This is a genomic window from Microbacterium deminutum (assembly GCF_039530205.1).
Classification (GTDB): domain Bacteria; phylum Actinomycetota; class Actinomycetes; order Actinomycetales; family Microbacteriaceae; genus Microbacterium; species Microbacterium deminutum.
In genome coordinates this window covers 812,756-832,065 of record NZ_BAAAOG010000002.1, presented here as the reverse complement: position 1 = coordinate 832,065, position 19,310 = coordinate 812,756, and the positions used below count along the sequence as shown (strand labels likewise).

Below are 19,310 nucleotides of genomic sequence, written 5' to 3'. Positions count from 1 at the left end.
TTGAGTGGATATCGGTCGGGTGGCTGGACGCGGGGGTCGAGGTCAGTCGTCGCCGGCGGCGATCACCCTGCGGGTGGCGGCGATGGTCGCCGCCAGGCCGTAGCCGTGCTTGTCGCGCAGTTCCTCGTCGCCTCCGAAGCCGGCGTAGACCTGTGGGATGCCGAGGCGTTCGAACGCATTCAGATGGATGCCGCGGTCGGCGACGACGTCCGCCACCCGCGAGGCCAGGCCGCCGTAGGCGAGATGATCTTCGAGGATCACGAAGCGCCCACCCGTCTCGGCCGCGCACTGCGCGATGAGTTCCTCGTCGATCGGCTTCAGCGTGAACATGTCGACCACGCGCACCGAACGTCCGTCCTTGGCGAGTTCGTCGGCGGCGTCGAGGGCCTGTGCGACCACCGTGCCGTGCGTGAAGATGGTGGCATCCGTGCCCTGGCGCGCGATGATCCCCTTGCCGATCCGGATGTCGTGCTCGCCCGGCTCGTACAGCACCTTGTCCGACTTGCCGACAGCCAGGCGGATGTAGATGGGGCCGTGCATCGTCATCGACTGCCGGAGGATCTCGCCGACCATGGCCGGGTCACCGATCGAGGTGACCGTCATGTTCGTCAGCGCGCACATCAGGGCGAGGTCCTCGACCGCGTAGTGGGTCGATCCGCCGTTGCCGACGAGTCCGCCGTGCGTTCCGATGATCTTCACGGGCAGGTTCGGGTAGCAGACGTCCGAGCGCACCTGTTCGAGGGCCCGCATGCTGAGGAAGGGCAGCATCCCCGAGACGACCGGAATATTGCCGTCATACGCCAGACCCGCCGCGATGCCGACGCACACCTGCTCGGCGAGCCCCACGTCGAGGAAGCGCTCCGGGAACTTGTCACGGAACTCGACGAGGGTCGCCCCGATGTCGGGCGTGAGCACCCAGAGGTTCGGATAGTCGTCGCCGAGTTCGGCGAGCGTCGTTCCGATGACGGATCGCGCGGAGAGCATCTCTCCGAAGGTGAAGGTGATGGGCATCAGACGGACTCCTTCTCGCGGGATGCCTGCAGGGAGGCCATCGCGCGCTCGAGGTCGGCGGCGCCGAGCGAACCGGCATGCCAGGCGAGGTTGTGCTCCATGAAGTCCACGCCCTTGCCCTTGACGGTTTCGCAGATGACGACGGTGGGTCGATCGCTGTCGGTCGCCGGCAGCGCGTCGATCGCCTCGACCAACTGGCCCATGTCGTGCCCGTCGACATGGATGACGTTCCAGCCGAACGCCGCCCATTTGTCGGGGTACGGCTCGAACACGACGCGCTCCTCGGCGAAGCTCGTCATGAGCTGTCGATTGCGGTCCACGAAGGCGACCAGGTTGCCGAGCTCATTGCTGCGCGCGGCCATGGCCGCCTCCCACACCGATCCCTCGCCGGTCTCTCCGTCGCCCAGAAGGCAGACGATGCGATGCGATTCGCCACGGCCTCTGGCGCTGAGCGCCATCCCGACGGCGAGCGGCAGGCCGTGTCCGAGTGAGCCGGTGGAACACTCGACGCCGGGCAGCTGCACCTTGCAGGGGTGCATGCCGTACGCGCTGTCGAGCTGGCCGTAGGTGTCGACGATGCCCTCGTACGAGAAGAAGCCGCGAATGGACATCGCGATGTACATGCAGACCGCCGCATGGCCCTTGCTCAGCACGAAGCGGTCGCGCTCCGGATTGCGGAGATCGGTCGGGTCGACGTGCAGACCGTATTCGAACAGCGCGGTGAAGATGTCCGCTGCGGAGAGGTCGCCGCCGATGTGCACGGCTCCCTCATACGTGCCGCACAGGTGCAGCAGCTTCGACCTCAGCTCGAACGCCAGGTCCTCCAGCTCCTTCACGGAGCGCGGGACGACACCCGGCTGCAGGCTCTCTCGGCCCATGACATGCCTCCTCATTGAATGACACGCGTCGACGACCCGACTCCGGATCCGGGGCGGCCGTCGACCTTCCGTTCGTGGTCTCCGTCCGTTCAGACGTCGACAATTCGGACGGTAGCACGATCTACTTTACAAGTAAACAGGAATGCACATAAACTTGTTTATAGGTGAGAAGACGCTCATCTTCGTGATTCGCAAGGCACAGAGAGGTGTTCGACCGTCATGTCCGAAATTTTGGAGACAGTGCGTACCGGCTTGTTCATAGGGGGCGCGGCGCGCGACGCCGCCGACACTTTGGCGATCGTCGACCCGGGCAGGCCGGGGACGATCGTCGGCCGTGCGGCCGCCGCCTCACGCCAGGATGTGGATGACGCGATCCACGCGGCCAGGGCGGCTTACCCGGCATGGTCGGCCCTGTCCGCGTCCGAGCGCGCCGAGAAGATGCGCAGCGCCATCGAAGGGCTCGCCGATCAGCGCGATGAGGATGCCGCGATCCTGTCGCAGGAGAACGGCAAGATCCGACTCGAAGCCTGGATCGACGCGCTCGTGTTCGAGATCCGCTGGAATCTGGCGCTGATGCTCGCCGACGAGGTCGACACCGGCAAGACCCTGCCGGTGGCGCCCGGCATCCCCGTCGAGACGACGGTGTCGTATCAGTCGCTCGGCGTGGTGACCGTGATCGTGCCCTTCAACTGGCCGGTCGCGATCCTCGGTGCGTCGCTCCCCCACGCGCTGCTGGCGGGCAACACGGCGATCGTCAAGCCGCCGCCCTCGGCGCCGCTGGCGACCGCCCGGATCGTACAGCGGATCGCGGAGAAGCTGCCGCCGGGCGTCCTGAATGTCGTCACCGGCAAGGACGAGAACATGGCGGCCCTGATCTCCAGCGACGACATCGCGAAGGTCTGCTTCACCGGCTCGGTCAACGGCGGCAAGCGCATCATGGAGATGGCATCCAAGTCGCTGACCCGCGTCACGCTCGAGCTCGGCGGCAACGACGCCGCGCTGTTCCTCCAGGACGCCATCCTCGACGATGCGCACCTGGACCGCATCTACGCCGCGGTGTTCGACACGACCGGGCAGATCTGCATGAACGCCAAACGGCTGTACGTCCACCGCTCCCGCCTGGGCGAGCTGGTCGATGGACTCTCAGAACGGCTCGGCAAGGCCGTGATCGGCTACGGCATGGACGAGGCCACCACGATGGGACCGCTGCACTCGCCCGTGCAGAAGGCCTTCGTGGCCGAGATCATCGAAGAGGCGAAGGATGCCGGAGCCGACGTGCGCGAGTTCGGCGAACTCCCCGGCGGCGATCTCGCCGGCGGCAACTTCCTGCGTCCGGCGATCGTCATCGACCCCGACCCGTCGCTGCGCGTCGTCACGCAGGAGCAGTTCGGTCCGGTCATCCCGATCATCCCGTTCGACACCGAGGACGAGGCGATCGCCGCCGCGAACGACACCTGGGGCGGCCTGTGCGGCTCGGTGTGGACGGCGGATGTGGACGCCGCGAACCGCGTCGGCAGGCAGCTCGTGTGCGGCTACGTCTGGGTCAACGACCACGGCGCAGCCCGCTTGGACCTGCGCGCGCCATTCGGCGGCATGAAGCAGTCCGGATTCGGACGCGAGCAGGGCATCGAAGGCATCCGCGCCTTCCAGGACACACGCTCGATCGCCCACATCGACGCAGCCGCCCTCGCAGCGCAGGCGCACTGATGAGCGACCGTGGTCGGCAGGCGCGACACGAGATGCGGCTCCTGTCGACCACGGCACAGCCGGCAGCGATGGATAGACTCGCCTCACGGATGACGGCGTGATCGGCCGCTGGAACGGAGTGCGCATGCCCGGCGACTGGGGCACGGGGTCGGCGCCGTTCGTCAGATCGGCAGAGATCATCACGGAGCCTCTTGCCGACGTCATCGACAGCGACGAGTTCACCCCGCGGCTGCTGCACCTGATCTCGAACGCACTGGTCTGGCGCGAGTCGCGACTCCTGCGGCGCTCCTTCAATCTGGGTACCAACGATTGGCGGGTTCTCTCGGCCCTGTCCATCCGGCCGGGCGCGACATCCATGCAGATCTCCGAGTTCGTCGCCATGAACAAGGCCGTCGTCTCGAAGAGCGTCAACACGCTGATCGCTCGCGGACTCATCGTCCCGGCCGACGGCGCCCGGGGGTCGCGGCATCTGTATCTCACGCGAGCCGGCGCCGACATGCACGACCAGATGAAGCCCATCTCGTTGCAGGGCCAGGAGATCGTCCTCTCCGGCCTCACCAGCGATGAAGTGACCCAGCTGAACGAGCTGCTCAGGCGACTGCTGCAGCGGACGCCGCGGCTCTCGAACGCCCCGGACGCGTCGCGCGACGAGTGACGGCGAAGCCGCTAGAACTGCGAGGTGCCTCGCAGCCGGCGGGGACGGGCGTCCGGGTCCATGACGAGCCGGTTGACGGGCGTCGCCCACAGGCGCTGCAGCCGGGACACGGGCTCGATGACGTGATGCCGTACCTGTCCGATGGGTCGGGGGGAGCGGCTTCCGCTTCGGTGCCAATCATCGAGAGCGCCGGCCCTGGATCTCCACAGGGTCAGTCCGCTGTCGGGATCGAGCAGCCGAGGATCGTCCCGATCGACGCCCAGGTGCTCGGCCCAGAGCTGCATACGCAGATCACGTGCTATCCCGCCAAGCGATTGGTCATGGATGCCCGGGCCGCGCGTGTCCGGGTCGGCCTGGGTGCGATCGACGATGGCACAGGTGAGTTCGCTGTCGGTGGTCCAGGAGCGCCGATTGAAGTTGTCCGACCCGCACGTCATCCAGGTGTCGTCGACGATGCAGATCTTCGCGTGGGTGTAGATGGGCGTGCCGGACTCGTTCTCGAGGTCGAACACGTCGAACCTGTCGGATGCTGCGCGGCGCAGCATCGTGATCGCGCGGAGCTGGCCGAGACGGCTCGGGGGTCCCGCGAGCGGACCGTCCGAGTCCGGGTAGCGGGGCACGACCACGATCACCTGCAGCCTCGGGTGGTCGATGAGGGCCTTGGCGATGCCGCCGGCGACCTCGGTCGACCAGAAGTACTGGTCCTCGATATAGATCGATGAGCGAGCGAGAGCGAACGCTTTCGCATACGCGCGCGCAATGCTGCGCTCCCCCGCAGGCGCGAAGGGGAAGGGGGGCCGTTTGGGGCCGTAGGTTCGCAGCAGCTGCACCGCGTGCGGGCCGGCTGGCGGAGGTGGCGGGGCGGCCTCGGGGAGCGGCTTGGGATGCCGGGGCATCGCGGCGACTCGTTGCAGCAGCATCCGGTACGGAGTGTGGTGGTCCAGGGGATGCGGGTCATTCCACCGTTCGGCGAAGACCGCCAAGAGGTCTGCGACCACCGGGCCGCGCAACTCCAGCGCGGCATCGTGCCACGGCGGTCGCTTCCCGTACCGGGAATCCATGTCCAGCGCCTGCGGGTCGCCGGAGTGGCCGGCGTCGTCACGTCGACTGTGGCAGAGGTCGATCCCACCGACGAAGGCGACGTCCCGTGACGGGTCCTCGCTATGCCGGATGACGAAGAACTTCTGATGGTGGCACCCGAAGAGACGTACCCGCTGATCCAGCAGGACCTCTCCCCCCGCGTCGTTCACCAGACGCCCCAGGAGCGCATTCGATCGACCGCTCATCGGCGCCGATACACGTTCGCCATGGGACCGCCACATCAGCCCGCGCACCTCGACTCCGGCCCGGGCAAGTCGCACGAGCACGTCGCCGATCGACGGACCCTCCGGCAGCAGCCGCTCATCGGCATCACCGCGCCAATCCGTGAACCACACCCGGTCCCCCGGTCGCAGCGCCGTCAGCTCCTCGTGCAGCCGGGCGAAGTACGTGGCTCCGTGCACGAGGGGGTGCACAAGATTGCCCTCTGACCAGGACGGCAGCCCGGCCCGCCCAGCTTGCACGTCAGTGGCTGGGTTTCCCCGCTCGGCACCGCCCAGGAACCACTCGGCGGCATCACTGTCCACGCCACGAACTTTACGTCACCAGCGCGCCCGCCGAACGGGTTCGGCGGCCGTGGCGGCTCATGCCGAGTCGGGGCACGCGCTTGCCCTGCGGCGGAGGTGCGCACCAGACTTGGGCAACCCCCGTTGCGGTGGAGCGGGGCCGACCGTCTGGAGTCTGACATGCCCGACCTCGGAAAGCAGCTGCTTCGTCGCAAGCCCATCATCTTCCAGCACCGGCATCACCCGGGCGAGGAGCTCAAGCGCAATCTGGGCACCTTCCAGCTCATGATGTTCGGGGTCGGCGCCACGATCGGCACCGGCATCTTCTTCGTGCTGAGCGAGGCGATCCCGGTGGCGGGTCCGGCCGTCATCTTCTCGTTCCTCCTGGCAGCCGTCGCCGCCGGGCTGGCGGCGGTCTGTTACGCAGAGCTCTCGGCATCCATCCCGGTCAGCGGCTCGAGCTACTCGTTCACGTATCACGCGCTCGGCGAGGGCGCGGCGGTCCTCGTCGGCGGCTGCGTGCTGCTCGAGTACGGTGTGGCCGTCTCCGCGGTCGCCGTCGGGTGGAGCGGGTACTTCAACGAACTGCTGCACCAGCTCTTCGGCTGGCAGCTGCCGACCGAGCTGTCCACCTCCTTCGTGCCGGGGAACGACGGCGCGGCGACCGGCGGCATCGTGAACCTGCCCGCGATCGTGCTGGTGATCCTGTGCATGCTGCTCCTCATCCGGGGCGCCTCCGAGTCCGCGACGATCAACGCGGTCATGGTGTGCATCAAGCTCGGCGTGCTGACGATGTTCATCATCATCGGGTTCTCCGCGTTCAACGCCGACCACTTCTCGAACTTCTTCGCCCAGGCCGCCGGGATCAGCGGGGCGGCCGGCACGATCTTCTTCTCGTTCATCGGACTGGATGCCGTCGCGACGGCCAGCGAAGAGGTGCGGAATCCGCAGAAGGCGATCCCCCGCGCGATCATCGGGGCTCTGCTCATCGTCACCGTCTTCTATGTCCTGGTGTGCATCGCGGGGCTCGCTGCAGAGCCCGTGGAGTGGTTCGCCACCCCCGAAGCGGGCGAGGCCGGGCTGGCCAAGATCATGGAGAACGTGACCGGCACCCCGATCTGGGCGACGATCCTCGCCGCCGGCGCAGTCGTCTCGGTCTTCTCGGTCACCCTCGTGACGCTGTACGGCCAGACCCGCATCCTGTTCTCGATCTCGCGCGACGGCATGGTCTCGAAGAGGTTCCTCGCGGTCAGCGCCAAGCACGGCACGCCCGTCTTCAACACCGTGGTCGTATCGATCCTGGTATCCATCGTCGCGGGGTTCGTCCCCTCCGACTACCTATGGGACAGCGTCTCATTCGGAACGCTGGTCGCGTTCAGCGTCGTCGCGATCTCGCTGATGGTGCTGCGGCGCCGGCGTCCTGATCTGGAGCGCCCGTTCAAGGTTCCGCTGTACCCGGTGGTGCCGATCCTCACGGTCATCGTCTGCGTCTACGTGCTCACGAGCCTCCGGCCGATCACCTGGATCATCTGCGTCACCTGGCTGGTCATCGTCTTCGTCTTCTATCTGCTCTACGGGCGCCGACACGCCACGCTCAGCAACTACACCTCCGAGGAAGAGATCTCGGAGCCGATCCACCCCGAGGCCGAGGTATGACGTACGTCGTCGGCTACGGCCCGCACAAGCACGATCGCAGCGCCGTCGAGCTCGCCTGCCAGCTGGCAGTCTCCCTTCCCGAACCGGTGGTCGCCGTGTCGGTCGTCCCGCGCGGGTGGGGAACGCCGGTTGCAGCAGGCACCGATCGAGAGTACGAGCTGTGGGCCGCCGGCGAGGGCGAGGACAGCGCGGCGCTCGCGGCCGCGGATCTCGCGCAGCATCCCACCGTCGACGGGTCTGCGGTCTGGGTCGCCGGCAGATCGGTGCCGCAGACGCTCCTGGAACAGGCAGCCGAAAGGGATGCCTGGATCCTCGTCGTCGGATCGGGAGACGAGGCCGAACCAGGGCGCATCCGCCTGACGTCGAAGACGGACCGACTGGTCCATTCGTCGACTGTGCCGGTGGCCATCGCGCCACGGGGATACCGCACCTCGAGCGGGGTGACGAGGATCACCGTCGGCTTCCGGGACGACGATGCGAGTTGGTCGCTCCTCACGCGGGTGGCCGAGATCAGCAGGCGTGCCTCAGCGCGACTGCGCGTCGTCACCTTTCTGGTGCGCCCTTCGCGGCGCCCGGTCACGAGTGCGGTCACCCATGCGGAGACCCAGGTCATCGACCTGTGGTCGGTGCAGGCCGCCTCCGCCCAGGCTGAAGCGCAGGCGTACCTGAACTCGATGGGGATCACCGGCGACAGCGTTCGCCTGCACATAGCCGAGGGCGCGGACTGGAGCGCCGCCGTCGCCGGGGTGGACTGGACCGACGGCGACGTGCTGGTCCTGGGGTCGTCGTCGACGCACCGGCTGGCGCAGGTCTTCCTCGGGTCGAGTGCGTCGAAGATCATCCGCCACGCGCCGGTGCCGGTCGTGATCGTTCCGGGTACCGCGATCGGATGAGCGCGGCGGCCGCCGTCGACCCCGCTAGTCCCGCACGCGTACGGAAAGGCAGGTCACGCAGCCCTCGAGCTTCTCGAACTCGGTGATCGGCGTGGTGACGACCTCGAGGCCGCGGCCACGGTACAGCGCGGCGGTCTGCGGAGCGTCGGCGGACATGAGCACGGAGCCGGCGTCGAGCACCACGACCGCCGTGCCGTGCTCTTCGGGCACAGGGAGGAACACCGGGTATGCCGCCGTGTCGTCCACGAGCGGCTGATACCCCACGACCGTCCCGTCGGGCAGCGCGGTGACCCCGCTCTTGAGATGCAGCACCTTCGTGATCGGCACGGTCACGACATCCCATCCTCGCGGCGACAGGAGCGCCTTCAGCTGGTCGATGCCGTCTGCGTCGGTTCGCAGCGACGCCCCCACGTAGACGGTGCGAGCGACCTTGAGCACGTCGCCGCCGTCGAGCGTGCCGGGTGCCTGGATCGACAGGAACGGGATGCCGGCCCGCTCGAGCGCGATCCGCGTCGAGTCGATCTCGCCACGGCGCGAATCCGCACCCGGGCGGGTGAGGACCGCGACGTCGCCGAACATGACCACGGTGTCTTCGACGAACACCCCGTCGGCATGGTCATCGGCCGGATCGATCGGGATGACCTCCCAGCCGCGCTGGCGGAAGACGTCGACGTAGGCCTCCCACTGGCGAAACGCCAGGTCGGCGTCGGCGGCGAGGCGCGGGATATGAGTGATCTCGCCCTCGGCGAGGCGGGGCGACGGGCGGCGGACGAGAAGGCGAGGCATCCGTTCAGGCTAGACGCTTTCCCCATTGGCGACCGCTTCGATCCAATCGACGACCTTGTCGGCGAGCCTCCGCGGCTCGTCCGGTTCGGAGACGGCGAACACCTCTTCCGGTTTGCCGCCGGTCGCATCGACGATCTCGTCAACGACATCGGCGGGCAGATACTCGCCATTGTGATCGATCAGCCACTCGCGCGTCGGCGGCGGAAGACGCTCCCACCAGACCCATGTCTCCATGCGCAACATCGTGGCACGCGTCATCATCGCCGACCACAGGAGGCCAGGATTCTTGACGCTGCCGCTGACTGCTCCGTCGGGAGGCCGGCGGGATTCGCTCGACATCTGCCGCGGCAGCCGTATGCACAGGATCCGTCTTCCGCGCACAATGGCGGCATGGCACAGCAGAAGGGCATTGTCCGGATGTGGCGCGGCAGCGTGCGGACTGAGGATGCTGATGAGTACGTCGCCTACATCGAGCGCACCGGCATGACGGAGTATCGGGAGACTCCCGGCAATCTCGACGCGTGGATGCTCACCAGAGACCTCGGCGACGGCACGACCGAGATGTGACGGTCTCACGCTGGGAGAGCCTCGAGGCGATCAAGGGCTTCGCAGGCGTCGACATCGAGACCGCCGTTTACTACCCGGAAGACGATCGGTTCCTCGTCGAGCGCGACGACCTGGTGCGTCACTGGGTCCAGGTGTCGTAGTCCGGGTCCCGCCCGACATCCACGCGCCGCGGGCTCCCGAACCTAGAGCCCTCCGAGTCCGGGGGCGGTCGGAGCGAGCGCGGCACGCAGGGCCTTGCGTGATGCGACGCCGAGCTTCGTGAAGACCCTGCCGAGATGCCACTCCACGGTGCGCGGGCTGATGAACAGCTGCGCCCCGATCTCGGGGTTGCTGCGGCCCTCTGCGGCGAGCCTCGCGATGAGGGCCTCCTGCGCCGTCAGCTCGTTCGAGGTGTCGACCGACCGGGCGCGGACGGTTTCGCCCGTCGCCGACAGCTCCCGGCGGGTGCGCTCCGCGAACCCTTCCATGCCGACTTCGGCGAAGAACTCATGTGCCACGCGCAAGTGGGTGCGCGCATCCATCCGACGCCCGATCCGGCGCAGCCACTCGCCATACACGAGGTGCGCCCGAGCCGATGCCACGCGGATGCGGGTGCGCCCGAGTCGATCGATCGCCTCCTGATACAAGCTCTCCGCGACATCGTCAGCGCTGAGCAGCGCACGGCAGCGCGCCAGAACCCCGAGCGACCAGTCGGTGCCACTCGCGCGCGCGATCTCGGCGAGGTGGTCGAGCGCAACGACGGCGCGCTCGGGCTGGTTGCTGCGCGCCGCCGCCTCGACCAGCTCCGGATACACCCACGTCGAGAGCCCGAGTTCGAAGGGATGCTCCGCGGCGTGCTCGGCCATGGCCACGGCTTCGTCGTATCGTCCGAGGCTGTTCAGGAAGACGGCGCTGGTCCATTCGGTCCCCATCAGGAAGAGCCCCTCCCCCCGCGCCGACACGTCTTTGCTGCTGGCGTCGATCAGCGCACGGGCTTCGGTCTCGTTCCCGCGCCACGCGGCCCGCAGGAACGCGACGTGCGGGCTCATCCCGTTGCCGGTCGCCCCGGCGACCGCGTCCGCTTCGGCAGCCAGAGCCAGGGCGGCATCGAGGTCTCCGGTGAACAGCTCCACGCTGAAACGCTCGCTGAGGGCGATCGGCAGGACGGCGAGGGCCCCGGTGCGCCGTGCGACCGTCACATGCCGCTCCGTGAGCTCCAGCCAGGCGGCGTCGTCACCCACGGCCCGCGCCGCCCGCGAGGCCGGCCACAGCCATCGCAACGCGTCGTCGTCGTCGAGCTGGTCGCTCCGGATGGCGGCGAGCGCGTCCCGGAGCATCGGCACGCCAAGGGCGTAGCCGTGGACGACCACGGTCGCGAGGCCTTCGAGGAGGAGCTCGCATGCGGACGGGAGTCTCCTGCCGGTGTCGCTCCAGTGCGCGTCGACGATCGACCGTGCGACATCATCGAGCGCCGCGCCGCCGCCGGCCAGGCGCCCGGCGAACAGCGCCGCTGTGAACGCGTCGAGGTAGGTCTCGCGGGCCACCGCCGCGTCAAGCGGCTCGAACCTCTTCGCCGCCTTGAGAAGCAGCGCCGGCGCATCCCGACCGCGCGTGGAGACGAATGAGATCTGGGCTCCGAGCAGTTCCGCCCGCGCGCCATCCAGATCGCTGAGCGGTCCGGCGGTGGCGACCGCCAGCATGGATCGCGCCGCATCGGCGGCTCCGGCCTGCAGCCGCGCGTTCGCCGTTGCCAGCGCCCGGCGCGCACGCAGACCGGGATCAGCTGTCAGTTCCATGGATCGCGTCAGGAACGCGGCGGCCGCCGCCCAGCCACCGCGGGCCTGGGCGCGCACCGCAGCGATCTCGAGCTCACCGGCGACGCGGTCATCCAGGCCGGCGACGGCTTCCGCCCGATGCCAGGCGAGGCAGTCCGCGTCCGCATCGCCGATCATGGCCTCGGCCAGAACCTCGTGCGCACGCCGCCGATCGGTCTCCGAGGCAGCGCGGTAGACCGCGGACCGCATCAGCGGATGCCGGAACCGGACCTGCGCACCGAGCTCGAACATGCCGGCATCCTGCGCCGGGATGGCGGCGTCCTCCGGGATCCCGAGCCGCGTGGCCGCACGCCACAGCAGGGTGACGTCGCCGATCGGCTCCGCGGCCGCGATCAGCATCAGCTGCCGCGTCGCAGCCGGGAGTCCATCCAGACGCCGGGTGAAGCCTCGTTCGAGCCGACTGCTGAGGGGACCGCGGCTGACGGAGGTGATCCCCAAGGCGAGCTCGGCGGCATCCATATCCCGCGGCAGCTCGAGCAGCGCGAGCGGGTTCCCGCGCGCTTCGGCGATGATCCGGCTGCGCACACGCTGATCCAGCTGCCCGGCGACCACCGCGTCGAGCAGCGCCGCGGCGTCCGCGTCCGCGAGGCCGCCGACGAGCAGCGCGGGAAGATCGTCGAACGGATCGCCCGCCTGTTGCACATCGAGCCCGTCGCGCAGGGCGAACACCATCGCGATCCGCTCAGCGGCCAGGCGCCGCGCGACGAAGGTGAGCGTCAGCGCTGATGCGGTATCGATCCACTGCGCGTCGTCGAGCACGCACAGCAGAGGGGTCGTCTCCGCCGCCTCGGCGAACAGCCCCAGGACCGCGAGTCCGACGAGGAACCGATCCGGCGGCGTGCCGCTGCGTGAGCCGAGCGCCGTGCCGAGTGCCTGCTGCTGAGGCTCTGGAAGGCGAGGAATGCCCGCAAGGAACGGAGTGCACAGCTGTTGGATGACGGCGTAGGCGAGCTCGACCTCCGACTCCACGCCCGTCGCGCGAACGATGGTGAAGCCGTCCGCCTGCTCGACGAGGTCCTCGAGCAGGGCGGTCTTGCCCACGCCTGCTTCGCCCCGGACCACGAGCACCTCGCTGTGACCGGATGTCGCCCTGGCCAGGACGCGATGCAGCTCATCACGCTCGGCGCGCCTGCCTCGCAGTGCGGGACTCTCTTCGTGACTCGTCATCGGCATCCCATCACCCGCTCCGACAGTAGGTATCGCCGCCTCCTTCGGCAAGAGGGCCAGGGGTCTTCACCCGTGGCTGCACCCGGGTGTCTCCCTGGCGCGACGGTGCCGGATTCGGGAAGACGATGTGGTCATCACCAACGAGATCTCTTGAAAGGAGATTGACATGAACAACACATTCGACACCCTCACCGGTTCGGCGACCAAGACCGGCACCCGCCTTCGCGAGGGCTTCGCAGAGATCGGCGACGTCGAGCTGCACTACGTCGAGGCCGGCAGTGGACCGCTCGTCGTCCTGCTGCACGGCTTCCCCGAATTCTGGTACAGCTGGCGCGAGCAGTTCGCACCGCTGCTGGAGGCTGGTTTCCGGGTCGTCGCGCCCGACCTGCGCGGCTACAACCTCTCGTCGAAGCCGGACGCCTTCACCGACTACACCGCTGACAAGCCGGCCGCCGACATCCGCGGGCTCATCCTCGCCCTCGGCGCCGAGTCCGCGACGGTCGTCGGCCACGACTGGGGCGGATCGGTCGCATGGACCCTGGCGATGAACCACCCCGAGGTGGTCGACCGACTCGTCATCCTCAACGCGGCTCACCCGCGCAAGCTGAACGAAGGACTCCGCAGCCCGCGCCAGCTGCTGCGGAGCTGGTACTTCTTCTACTTCCAGTTCCCCGGACTGCCCGAACGGCGTGCGCGCCGCAACGGCTGGCAGTTCTTCAAGGGCTTCCAGCGCGACGCCCGCCCGCAGTACACCGAGCAGGAGAATGAACGCTACATCGAGGCGTGGTCTCAGCCAGGAGCAGCGAAGGCGATGATCGACTACTACCGCGCGGCCGTGCGGCTCGGATCGAAGCAGAAGGTTCTGCCGATGTCCGCGCCCACGCTGGTGATCTGGGGTCAGGGCGACCGGTATCTCGGCCCCGACCTCGCCGAACCGCACCACGAGGACGTCCCCAACCTGGCCCGCGTGGAGCGTCTGCCGAACGCGTCCCACTGGGTCCACCACGACGAGGCGGCACGCGTCAACGAATTGCTGGTCGACTTCCTCACCCCCGACGAAGGCGGCGAGAACGACTGACGATTCTCCCGGCCGGGGCCGGCCGACGAGGCGATACCGTCGGCAGCCCCGGCCGACACCAACCCACCATACGGCCAGCATCCTGAGGAGGAACATCATGACCACCACCGAGGCCCCACTCGAGGCCAACCTGCAAGACGACACCATCCGTCCGTTCACCGTCGACTTCCCGAAAGCCGATCTCGACGACCTGCAACGCCGTGTCCGCGAAACGCGATGGCCGGAGCACGAGACCGTCGACGACGCCTCGCAGGGCGTCCAGCTGACGGTGCTGAAGGCGCTCGCCGACCGCTGGGTGAACGGCTACGACTGGCGGGGTGTCGAGCAGCGCCTCAACGCTCTGCCGCAGTTCGTCACGACGATCGACGGGCTCGACATCCACTTCATCCATGTGCGCTCACCGCATCCGGACGCGCTGCCGCTGATCGTCACGCACGGCTGGCCCGGCTCGATCATTGAGCAGCTGAAGATCATCGGCCCCCTCACCGACCCGGAGGCATACGGCGGGACCGCCGCGGACGCTTTCGACCTCGTCATCCCGTCGCTTCCCGGACATGGATTCTCGGGCAAGCCCACGGCACCCGGCTGGGACCCGATCCGCATCGCCCACGCCTGGGCCGAGCTCATGCGGCGACTCGGCTACGAACGATACGTGGCGCAGGGTGGCGACTGGGGCAACGCGGTGACCGAGCAGCTGGCGCTCCTCGAGCCCCAAGGGCTTGCCGGCATCCACACCAACATGCCGGCCACCGTCCCCGATTCGATCCAGGCCGCTCTGACGAACGGCGATCCGCCGCCCGCCGAACTCTCCTCCGACGAGAGGGGAGCCTGGGATCAGCTCGCCTTCTTCTACGCGCACGGGCTCGCCTACGCGCAGGAGATGGGAAACCGGCCGCAGACGCTGTACGGCATCGCGGATTCCCCGGTGGGGCTGGCGGCATGGATGCTGGATCACGATGCGGCCAGCTACAAGCTGATCGCCCGTGTCTTCGCCGGGGCAACCGAGGGGCTCACGACTGATGATGTCCTCGACAACGTGACGCTCTACTGGCTCACGAACACCGCAGTGTCCTCGGCGCGCCTGTACTGGGAGAGCAAGCTCGCGTTCTTCGCCCCGAAGGGTGTGACACTGCCGACCGCGTTGAGCGTCTTCCCCGACGAGATCTACGCCGCGCCACGCAGCTGGGCGATGCAGGCATACCCGAACCTCATCCATTTCAACCGGCTCGACCGGGGCGGGCACTTCGCCGCGTGGGAGCAGCCCGAGCTGTTCTCGCAGGAGATGCGCGCCGCCTTCCGATCGCTGCGGTGAGGCAAGAGGTCCGAACATGAACACCACGACCGACCACACCTCCGCTCCACTCGGCGGGCTGGGACCGATCGTGCCGGTCAAGGCCGGCGAGCTCGAGATCGGGCTCGCCGACCTCGGCCCGGCCGACGCCCCCGCGGTCCTCCTCCTGCACGGCTGGCCGTACGACATCCACAGCTACGCCGAGGTCGCGCCCATGCTCATCGAGGCCGGCTATCGGGTGCTCGTGCCGCACCTGCGCGGCTACGGCACAACCCGGTTCCTCTCGCCGGAGACCGCCCGCAACGGCCAGCAGTCCGTCTTCGCGGTCGACGCGATCGCACTGCTCGACGCACTCGGAATCGACTCGGCCGTCGTAGGCGGCTTCGATTGGGGCGCGCGCACGGCCGACGTGCTCGCGGCCCTGTGGCCGGAGCGGATCCGCGGACTCGTCTCGGTCAGCGGCTACCTGATCGGCAGCCGCGAACTCGGCGAACGCCCGCTGACACCAGCCGCCGAACTCTCGTGGTGGTATCAGTTCTACTTCGCCACAGAGCGCGGGCGGGCGGGGTACGAGCAGTACCGAGAGGAGTTCGCGCGGCTCATCTGGCACACCGCGTCGCCGCTGTGGCGATTCGCCGATGGGGCGTTCGAGCGGACGGCGAAGTCGTTCGACAACCCCGACCACGTCGACATCGTCATCCACAACTACCGCTGGCGGCTGGGGCTCGCTGATGGGGCGGCGGCGTACGACGACCTCGAACGAAGGCTGGCCGAACGCCCGCCCATCACGGTCCCGACGATCACGCTCGAAGGGGATGCCAACGGCGCACCGCATCCTGAGGCCGAGACGTATCGCACCGCGTTCGTCGGCCCGTACGAGCACCGGGTCATCGCCGGCGGCATCGGCCACAACCTGCCGCAGGAAGCGCCCCGGGCCTTCGCCGAGGCCGTGATCGACGTCGAGCGAATGTCGACGCAGGTCGTGTCGTGAACAAGCGAACCGACTGCCGCCCGTTGGTCTTGCCGACGCCGCGGCGACGTACCAGCATCTGCAACAAGGGATGGCGACACCACGCAACGGCTGATGACGACAGAGGAGATTCATCGTGTCCGACGAACAGGCTCACACCGGGCTCTTCCGCTCCATCGCGCACCGTTTGGCGGGTGCTGAGGAGATCCTCCCGGACGAGGGAGGACTGCCGTCTTTCGCCAGGGCCACCACCTGGCTCAACTCCGACCCGCTCACACCCGACGGGCTGCGTGGACGTGTCGTGCTCGTCGACTTCTGGACATACACCTGCGTCAACTGGCTCCGGACGCTCCCGTACCTGCGGGCCTGGCATGACAAGTACGAATCCGCGGGTCTGACCATCATCGGCGTGCACACGCCGGAGTTCGGGTTCGAGCGAGACCTCGACAACATCACCCGGCAGTCGCGCAACCTCCGCGTCGAATACCCCATCGCCGTCGACAGCGACTACGGCGTCTGGGGCGATTTCGCGAACAGCTACTGGCCCGCGATCTACATCGCGGATGCCGACGGCCGGCTGCGCCACCACCACTTCGGCGAAGGCGAGTATCCGCGCACCGAGATGGTGATCCAGCGGCTTCTCGTGGCCTCCGGGGCGGGCGAGGTCGATCTCGACCTGGTGATGGTCGAACCCGAGGGGTTGGAAGCGGCCGCGGACTGGGCCTCGCTGCGGTCACCCGAGACCTACCTCGGATATGGGCAGAGCACCGGGTTCGCCTCAGAGGACGCCGGTCTCTACGACCGCCCGCACGTCTACGGCGGTGACGCTCGGCTCTCCCTCAACACCTGGACTCTCGTCGGGGAGTGGACGCAGGCCCGTCACGCGGCGGTGCTGAATGGCGCCGGCGGCCGAGTCGCGTTCGCGTTCCACGCGCGCGACGTGAACCTCGTCATGGGTCCGACGGTTGCAGGATCCGCCATCCCATTCCGAGTGCGCATCGACGGGCAGCCCGCGCAGGACGCGCACGGCACGGATGTGGACTCGGGAGGCAGCGGTGTCGTCCAGGACCAGAAGACGTACCAGCTGATCCGGCAGTCGGGTCGAGTCCGCGATCACGTGGTCGAGATCGAATTCCAGGGCGGAGGCGTGGAGGCGTACTGCTTCACGTTCGGCTGATGCCGTCTTCCAACTCTCCTCACGATCGACGGAGAACTACATGACAGGCGATCCTCGGCTCGGAAATGTCGTCGTGGCCGGCAGCATCAACGTGGACACGTTTCTGCGGGTTCCGCATCTTCCGGCGCCGGGCGAGACTCTCATCGCGTCCCGCTCTTCCGTGCGTCTCGGAGGCAAGGGAGCCAACCAGGCGATGGCCGCTCGACGCGCGGGGTGCCGGGTGACCATGGTCGGCGCGGTCGGCGACGACCGCACTTCCCGCCACCCGCTCCGCGTGCTCGCCTCGTCCGGCGTCGATGCCCAGCATGTGCAGGTCATCCGCGGAGCTGCGACAGGTTCTGCGGTGATCGCCGTCGACGACGCGGGCGAGAACCTCATCATCGTCGATCCCGGCGCCAACGCCCGGCTGGAGAGGTTCGAAGCCGCCGCCGCCCTCGCCGACGCCGCGGTCCTCGTTGTTCAGGGTGAGATGCCGATGACCTTCACCGCCGAGGCGGTTGTCGCAGCCTCTCGGGTGGGAGTCCGCGTGATCGTCAATCTTGCCCCGTTCACCCGATGGCTTGCGGAATTCTCGGTGGCGGACCCGCTGATCCTGAATGAGGTCGAGGCGGGCCAACTGCTCGGCGCACAGCCGGGTGGCCCCGAGGACATCGCGGAGGTGGCGAGCCGCCTCCTGGGATACTGCCGCTCGGCGGTGGTCACGATCGGCGCCAGGGGCGCGGTCCTCGTCACCGAATCAGGGGCACTGCACATCGCGGCACCATCCATTTCGGATGTCATCGATTCGACGGGCGCAGGGGATGCCTTCGTGGGAGTGACAGCCGCGGCGCTGGCGTTCGGACGCACGCTCCCGAGCTCCGTCCGAGCGGGCGTCGAGGCAGCCTCGGAGAGCGTTCGACACGAGGGTGCCGGGGAAAGCTACCCCGACTTCATTTCGATCCTCGCTCGCTGACCTCGGCTTACGCGGTCGACGAGTCTGCCTTTCGGCTGCCCGCCTCCAGCACGTCTCCGGCGGGCAGCTCCTGATGTCCGCCGAACTGCAGCCGCATCGCAGAGAGCAGCTGGTTGGCGTAGTGGTCCTCGCCGCGGGACGCGAATCGCTCGAAGAGGGATGCCGCGAGCACGGGCACCGGCACCCCGGTGTCGACCGCGGCCTTGATGGTCCACCGCCCTTCACCCGAGTCCGACACGCGACCCGCGAGTCCGTCCAGAGTGGGGTTGGCCGTGAGCGCAGCCGCGGTGAGGTCGAGCAGCCACGATGAGATGACCGAGCCGCGCCGCCAGAGCTCGGCGACCTTCGTGGTGTCGATCGTGAACTGGTAGAACTCGGGCTCCTCGAGTGGCGCGACCTCCGCGGAGTGCTCGGACTCGCGGATGCCGGCATCCGCGTTGTCCAGGATGTTCAGCCCCTCGGCGAGCGCCGCCATGATCCCGTACTCGATGCCGTTGTGCACCATCTTCACGTAGTGCCCTGCTCCGGAGGGGCCGCAGTGCAGATACCCCTGCTCCTCGGCGGCGTAGTCGCCCTCGCGTCCCGGCGTGCGGGGGATCTCCCCCGAGCCCGGGGCGATCGTCTTGAGGATCGGGTCGAGGACGGCCACCGCCTCGTCGGGTCCGCCGACCATGAGGCAGTACCCGCGCTCCAGACCGAACACTCCCCCACTCGTGCCCACGTCGACATAGTGGATGCCGCGTCCCTTGAGTTTCGCTGCGCGCCTCACGTCGTCACGGTAGTTCGAGTTGCCGCCGTCGATGATGATGTCGCCGGGCGCGAGCACTTCCGCGACCTGGTCGACGACTCGGCCGGTCAGCCCGGCGGGGATCATCAGCCAGACGACTCGCGGTGTTTCGAGCTTGGCGGCGAACTCCTCGATGCTGCCGATGCCCACGGCGCCCTCGCCGGCGAGTGCGGCCACCGCCTCGGGGCTGACGTCGAACACCACGGCTTCGTGGCCGTCGCGCATCAGTCGACGCACCAGATTCGCGCCCATCCGGCCGAGGCCGATCATTCCCAATCGCATGCTGCTCCTCCAAGTGGTTGAGATGTTCACGACGT

18 protein-coding genes are annotated in these 19,310 nt (G+C 68.2%); 11 read left to right on the top strand and 7 right to left on the bottom strand.

The window, feature by feature from the left end; genetic code table 11:
- Positions 1-42: 42 nt before the first annotated feature.
- Positions 43-1,011, bottom strand: coding sequence for a transketolase family protein (locus ABD212_RS10125; RefSeq protein ID WP_344094033.1), 969 nt, complete (start codon positions 1,009-1,011; stop codon positions 43-45).
- Positions 1,011-1,889: a transketolase gene (locus tag ABD212_RS10120; protein ID WP_344094032.1), complete on the bottom strand. Its 879-nt coding sequence runs from the start codon at positions 1,887-1,889 to the stop codon at positions 1,011-1,013. The genes ABD212_RS10125 and ABD212_RS10120 overlap by 1 nt, the downstream gene beginning before the upstream one ends.
- Positions 1,890-2,108: 219 nt before the next feature.
- On the opposite strand from ABD212_RS10120, the gene ABD212_RS10115 reads away from it, so the two are divergent.
- Both ABD212_RS10115 and ABD212_RS10110 read left to right on the top strand, forming a co-directional pair.
- On the top strand, positions 2,109-3,596 hold the full coding sequence (locus ABD212_RS10115) for an aldehyde dehydrogenase family protein (RefSeq protein ID WP_344094030.1): 1,488 nt from the start codon (positions 2,109-2,111) through the stop codon (positions 3,594-3,596).
- Between the two features lie 124 nt (positions 3,597-3,720).
- A complete protein-coding gene (locus ABD212_RS10110) occupies positions 3,721-4,251 on the top strand; it encodes a MarR family winged helix-turn-helix transcriptional regulator (RefSeq protein ID WP_344094028.1) in 531 nt (176 codons plus the stop codon).
- 11 nt (positions 4,252-4,262) lie between these two features.
- Here ABD212_RS10110 and ABD212_RS10105 read toward each other — a convergent pair whose 3' ends face one another.
- The gene (locus tag ABD212_RS10105) at positions 4,263-5,876 is read right to left on the bottom strand and encodes a phospholipase D family protein (RefSeq protein ID WP_344094026.1); all 1,614 of its coding nucleotides are present in this window, start codon (positions 5,874-5,876) and stop codon (positions 4,263-4,265) included.
- A gap of 159 nt (positions 5,877-6,035) precedes the next feature.
- On the opposite strand from ABD212_RS10105, the gene ABD212_RS10100 reads away from it, so the two are divergent.
- Both ABD212_RS10100 and ABD212_RS10095 read left to right on the top strand, forming a co-directional pair.
- Positions 6,036-7,511 (top strand): APC family permease, encoded by a 1,476-nt coding sequence (locus tag ABD212_RS10100; protein ID WP_344094024.1) that lies wholly within the window; start codon positions 6,036-6,038, stop codon positions 7,509-7,511.
- Positions 7,508-8,404 carry a universal stress protein gene (locus tag ABD212_RS10095; RefSeq protein WP_344094022.1) on the top strand — a complete coding sequence of 299 codons (897 nt, stop codon included), beginning with the start codon at positions 7,508-7,510 and terminating at the stop codon, positions 8,402-8,404. Before ABD212_RS10100 ends, ABD212_RS10095 begins: the two co-directional genes overlap by 4 nt.
- Before the next feature lie 24 nt (positions 8,405-8,428).
- On the opposite strand, the gene ddaH is transcribed toward ABD212_RS10095, so the two are convergent.
- Positions 8,429-9,190, bottom strand: a complete 762-nt coding sequence (gene ddaH, locus ABD212_RS10090) for a dimethylargininase (protein WP_344094020.1) — start codon at positions 9,188-9,190, stop codon at positions 8,429-8,431.
- A gap of 9 nt (positions 9,191-9,199) precedes the next feature.
- The gene (locus ABD212_RS10085; protein WP_344094017.1) at positions 9,200-9,451 is read right to left on the bottom strand and encodes a hypothetical protein; all 252 of its coding nucleotides are present in this window, start codon (positions 9,449-9,451) and stop codon (positions 9,200-9,202) included.
- Between the two features lie 129 nt (positions 9,452-9,580).
- Between ABD212_RS10085 and ABD212_RS10080 the strand changes: the two genes are divergently transcribed.
- Both ABD212_RS10080 and ABD212_RS10075 read left to right on the top strand, forming a co-directional pair.
- Positions 9,581-9,757: a hypothetical protein gene (locus ABD212_RS10080; RefSeq protein ID WP_344094014.1), complete on the top strand. Its 177-nt coding sequence runs from the start codon at positions 9,581-9,583 to the stop codon at positions 9,755-9,757.
- Positions 9,754-9,897: a hypothetical protein gene (locus ABD212_RS10075; RefSeq protein ID WP_344094011.1), complete on the top strand. Its 144-nt coding sequence runs from the start codon at positions 9,754-9,756 to the stop codon at positions 9,895-9,897. The genes ABD212_RS10080 and ABD212_RS10075 overlap by 4 nt, the downstream gene beginning before the upstream one ends.
- A gap of 42 nt (positions 9,898-9,939) precedes the next feature.
- Here the strand turns inward: ABD212_RS10075 and ABD212_RS10070 are convergent, their stop codons facing one another.
- On the bottom strand, positions 9,940-12,738 hold the full coding sequence (locus ABD212_RS10070; RefSeq protein ID WP_344094009.1) for a helix-turn-helix transcriptional regulator: 2,799 nt from the start codon (positions 12,736-12,738) through the stop codon (positions 9,940-9,942).
- Positions 12,739-12,904: 166 nt separating this feature from the next.
- Here ABD212_RS10070 and ABD212_RS10065 point away from each other — a divergent pair, with 166 nt between their 5' ends.
- The 5 genes from ABD212_RS10065 (at position 12,905) to ABD212_RS10045 (ending at position 18,206) form a co-directional block, all read left to right on the top strand.
- Positions 12,905-13,816 carry an alpha/beta fold hydrolase gene (locus ABD212_RS10065; RefSeq protein WP_344094006.1) on the top strand — a complete coding sequence of 304 codons (912 nt, stop codon included), beginning with the start codon at positions 12,905-12,907 and terminating at the stop codon, positions 13,814-13,816.
- Between the two features lie 97 nt (positions 13,817-13,913).
- On the top strand, positions 13,914-15,128 hold the full coding sequence (locus tag ABD212_RS10060; RefSeq protein WP_344094004.1) for an epoxide hydrolase family protein: 1,215 nt from the start codon (positions 13,914-13,916) through the stop codon (positions 15,126-15,128).
- A gap of 16 nt (positions 15,129-15,144) precedes the next feature.
- Positions 15,145-16,098 (top strand): alpha/beta fold hydrolase, encoded by a 954-nt coding sequence (locus ABD212_RS10055; protein WP_344094002.1) that lies wholly within the window; start codon positions 15,145-15,147, stop codon positions 16,096-16,098.
- Between the two features lie 115 nt (positions 16,099-16,213).
- Positions 16,214-17,254 (top strand): thioredoxin family protein, encoded by a 1,041-nt coding sequence (locus tag ABD212_RS10050; RefSeq protein WP_344094000.1) that lies wholly within the window; start codon positions 16,214-16,216, stop codon positions 17,252-17,254.
- 40 nt (positions 17,255-17,294) lie between these two features.
- A complete protein-coding gene (locus ABD212_RS10045) occupies positions 17,295-18,206 on the top strand; it encodes a ribokinase (protein WP_344093998.1) in 912 nt (303 codons plus the stop codon).
- A gap of 7 nt (positions 18,207-18,213) precedes the next feature.
- On the opposite strand, the gene gnd is transcribed toward ABD212_RS10045, so the two are convergent.
- Positions 18,214-19,275, bottom strand: a complete 1,062-nt coding sequence (gnd, locus tag ABD212_RS10040; RefSeq protein ID WP_344093996.1) for a phosphogluconate dehydrogenase (NAD(+)-dependent, decarboxylating) — start codon at positions 19,273-19,275, stop codon at positions 18,214-18,216.
- Between the last annotated feature and the right edge of the window lie 35 nt (positions 19,276-19,310).

Bases quoted from the DNA above. Each gene is read 5' to 3' on its own strand.
- ABD212_RS10125 (WP_344094033.1), bottom strand. From the start codon at position 1,011: ATGCCCATCACCTTCACCTTCGGAGAGATGCTCTCCGCGCGATCCGTC.
- ABD212_RS10120 (WP_344094032.1), bottom strand. From the start codon at position 1,889: ATGGGCCGAGAGAGCCTGCAGCCGGGTGTCGTCCCGCGCTCCGTGAAG.
- ABD212_RS10115 (WP_344094030.1), top strand. From the start codon at position 2,109: ATGTCCGAAATTTTGGAGACAGTGCGTACCGGCTTGTTCATAGGGGGC.
- ABD212_RS10110 (WP_344094028.1), top strand. From the start codon at position 3,721: ATGCCCGGCGACTGGGGCACGGGGTCGGCGCCGTTCGTCAGATCGGCA.
- ABD212_RS10100 (WP_344094024.1), top strand. From the start codon at position 6,036: ATGCCCGACCTCGGAAAGCAGCTGCTTCGTCGCAAGCCCATCATCTTC.
- ABD212_RS10095 (WP_344094022.1), top strand. From the start codon at position 7,508: ATGACGTACGTCGTCGGCTACGGCCCGCACAAGCACGATCGCAGCGCC.
- ddaH (WP_344094020.1), bottom strand. From the start codon at position 9,190: ATGCCTCGCCTTCTCGTCCGCCGCCCGTCGCCCCGCCTCGCCGAGGGC.
- ABD212_RS10085 (WP_344094017.1), bottom strand. From the start codon at position 9,451: ATGATGACGCGTGCCACGATGTTGCGCATGGAGACATGGGTCTGGTGG.
- ABD212_RS10080 (WP_344094014.1), top strand. From the start codon at position 9,581: ATGGCACAGCAGAAGGGCATTGTCCGGATGTGGCGCGGCAGCGTGCGG.
- ABD212_RS10070 (WP_344094009.1), bottom strand. From the start codon at position 12,738: ATGACGAGTCACGAAGAGAGTCCCGCACTGCGAGGCAGGCGCGCCGAG.
- ABD212_RS10065 (WP_344094006.1), top strand. From the start codon at position 12,905: ATGAACAACACATTCGACACCCTCACCGGTTCGGCGACCAAGACCGGC.
- ABD212_RS10060 (WP_344094004.1), top strand. From the start codon at position 13,914: ATGACCACCACCGAGGCCCCACTCGAGGCCAACCTGCAAGACGACACC.
- ABD212_RS10055 (WP_344094002.1), top strand. From the start codon at position 15,145: ATGAACACCACGACCGACCACACCTCCGCTCCACTCGGCGGGCTGGGA.
- ABD212_RS10045 (WP_344093998.1), top strand. From the start codon at position 17,295: ATGACAGGCGATCCTCGGCTCGGAAATGTCGTCGTGGCCGGCAGCATC.
- gnd (WP_344093996.1), bottom strand. From the start codon at position 19,275: ATGCGATTGGGAATGATCGGCCTCGGCCGGATGGGCGCGAATCTGGTG.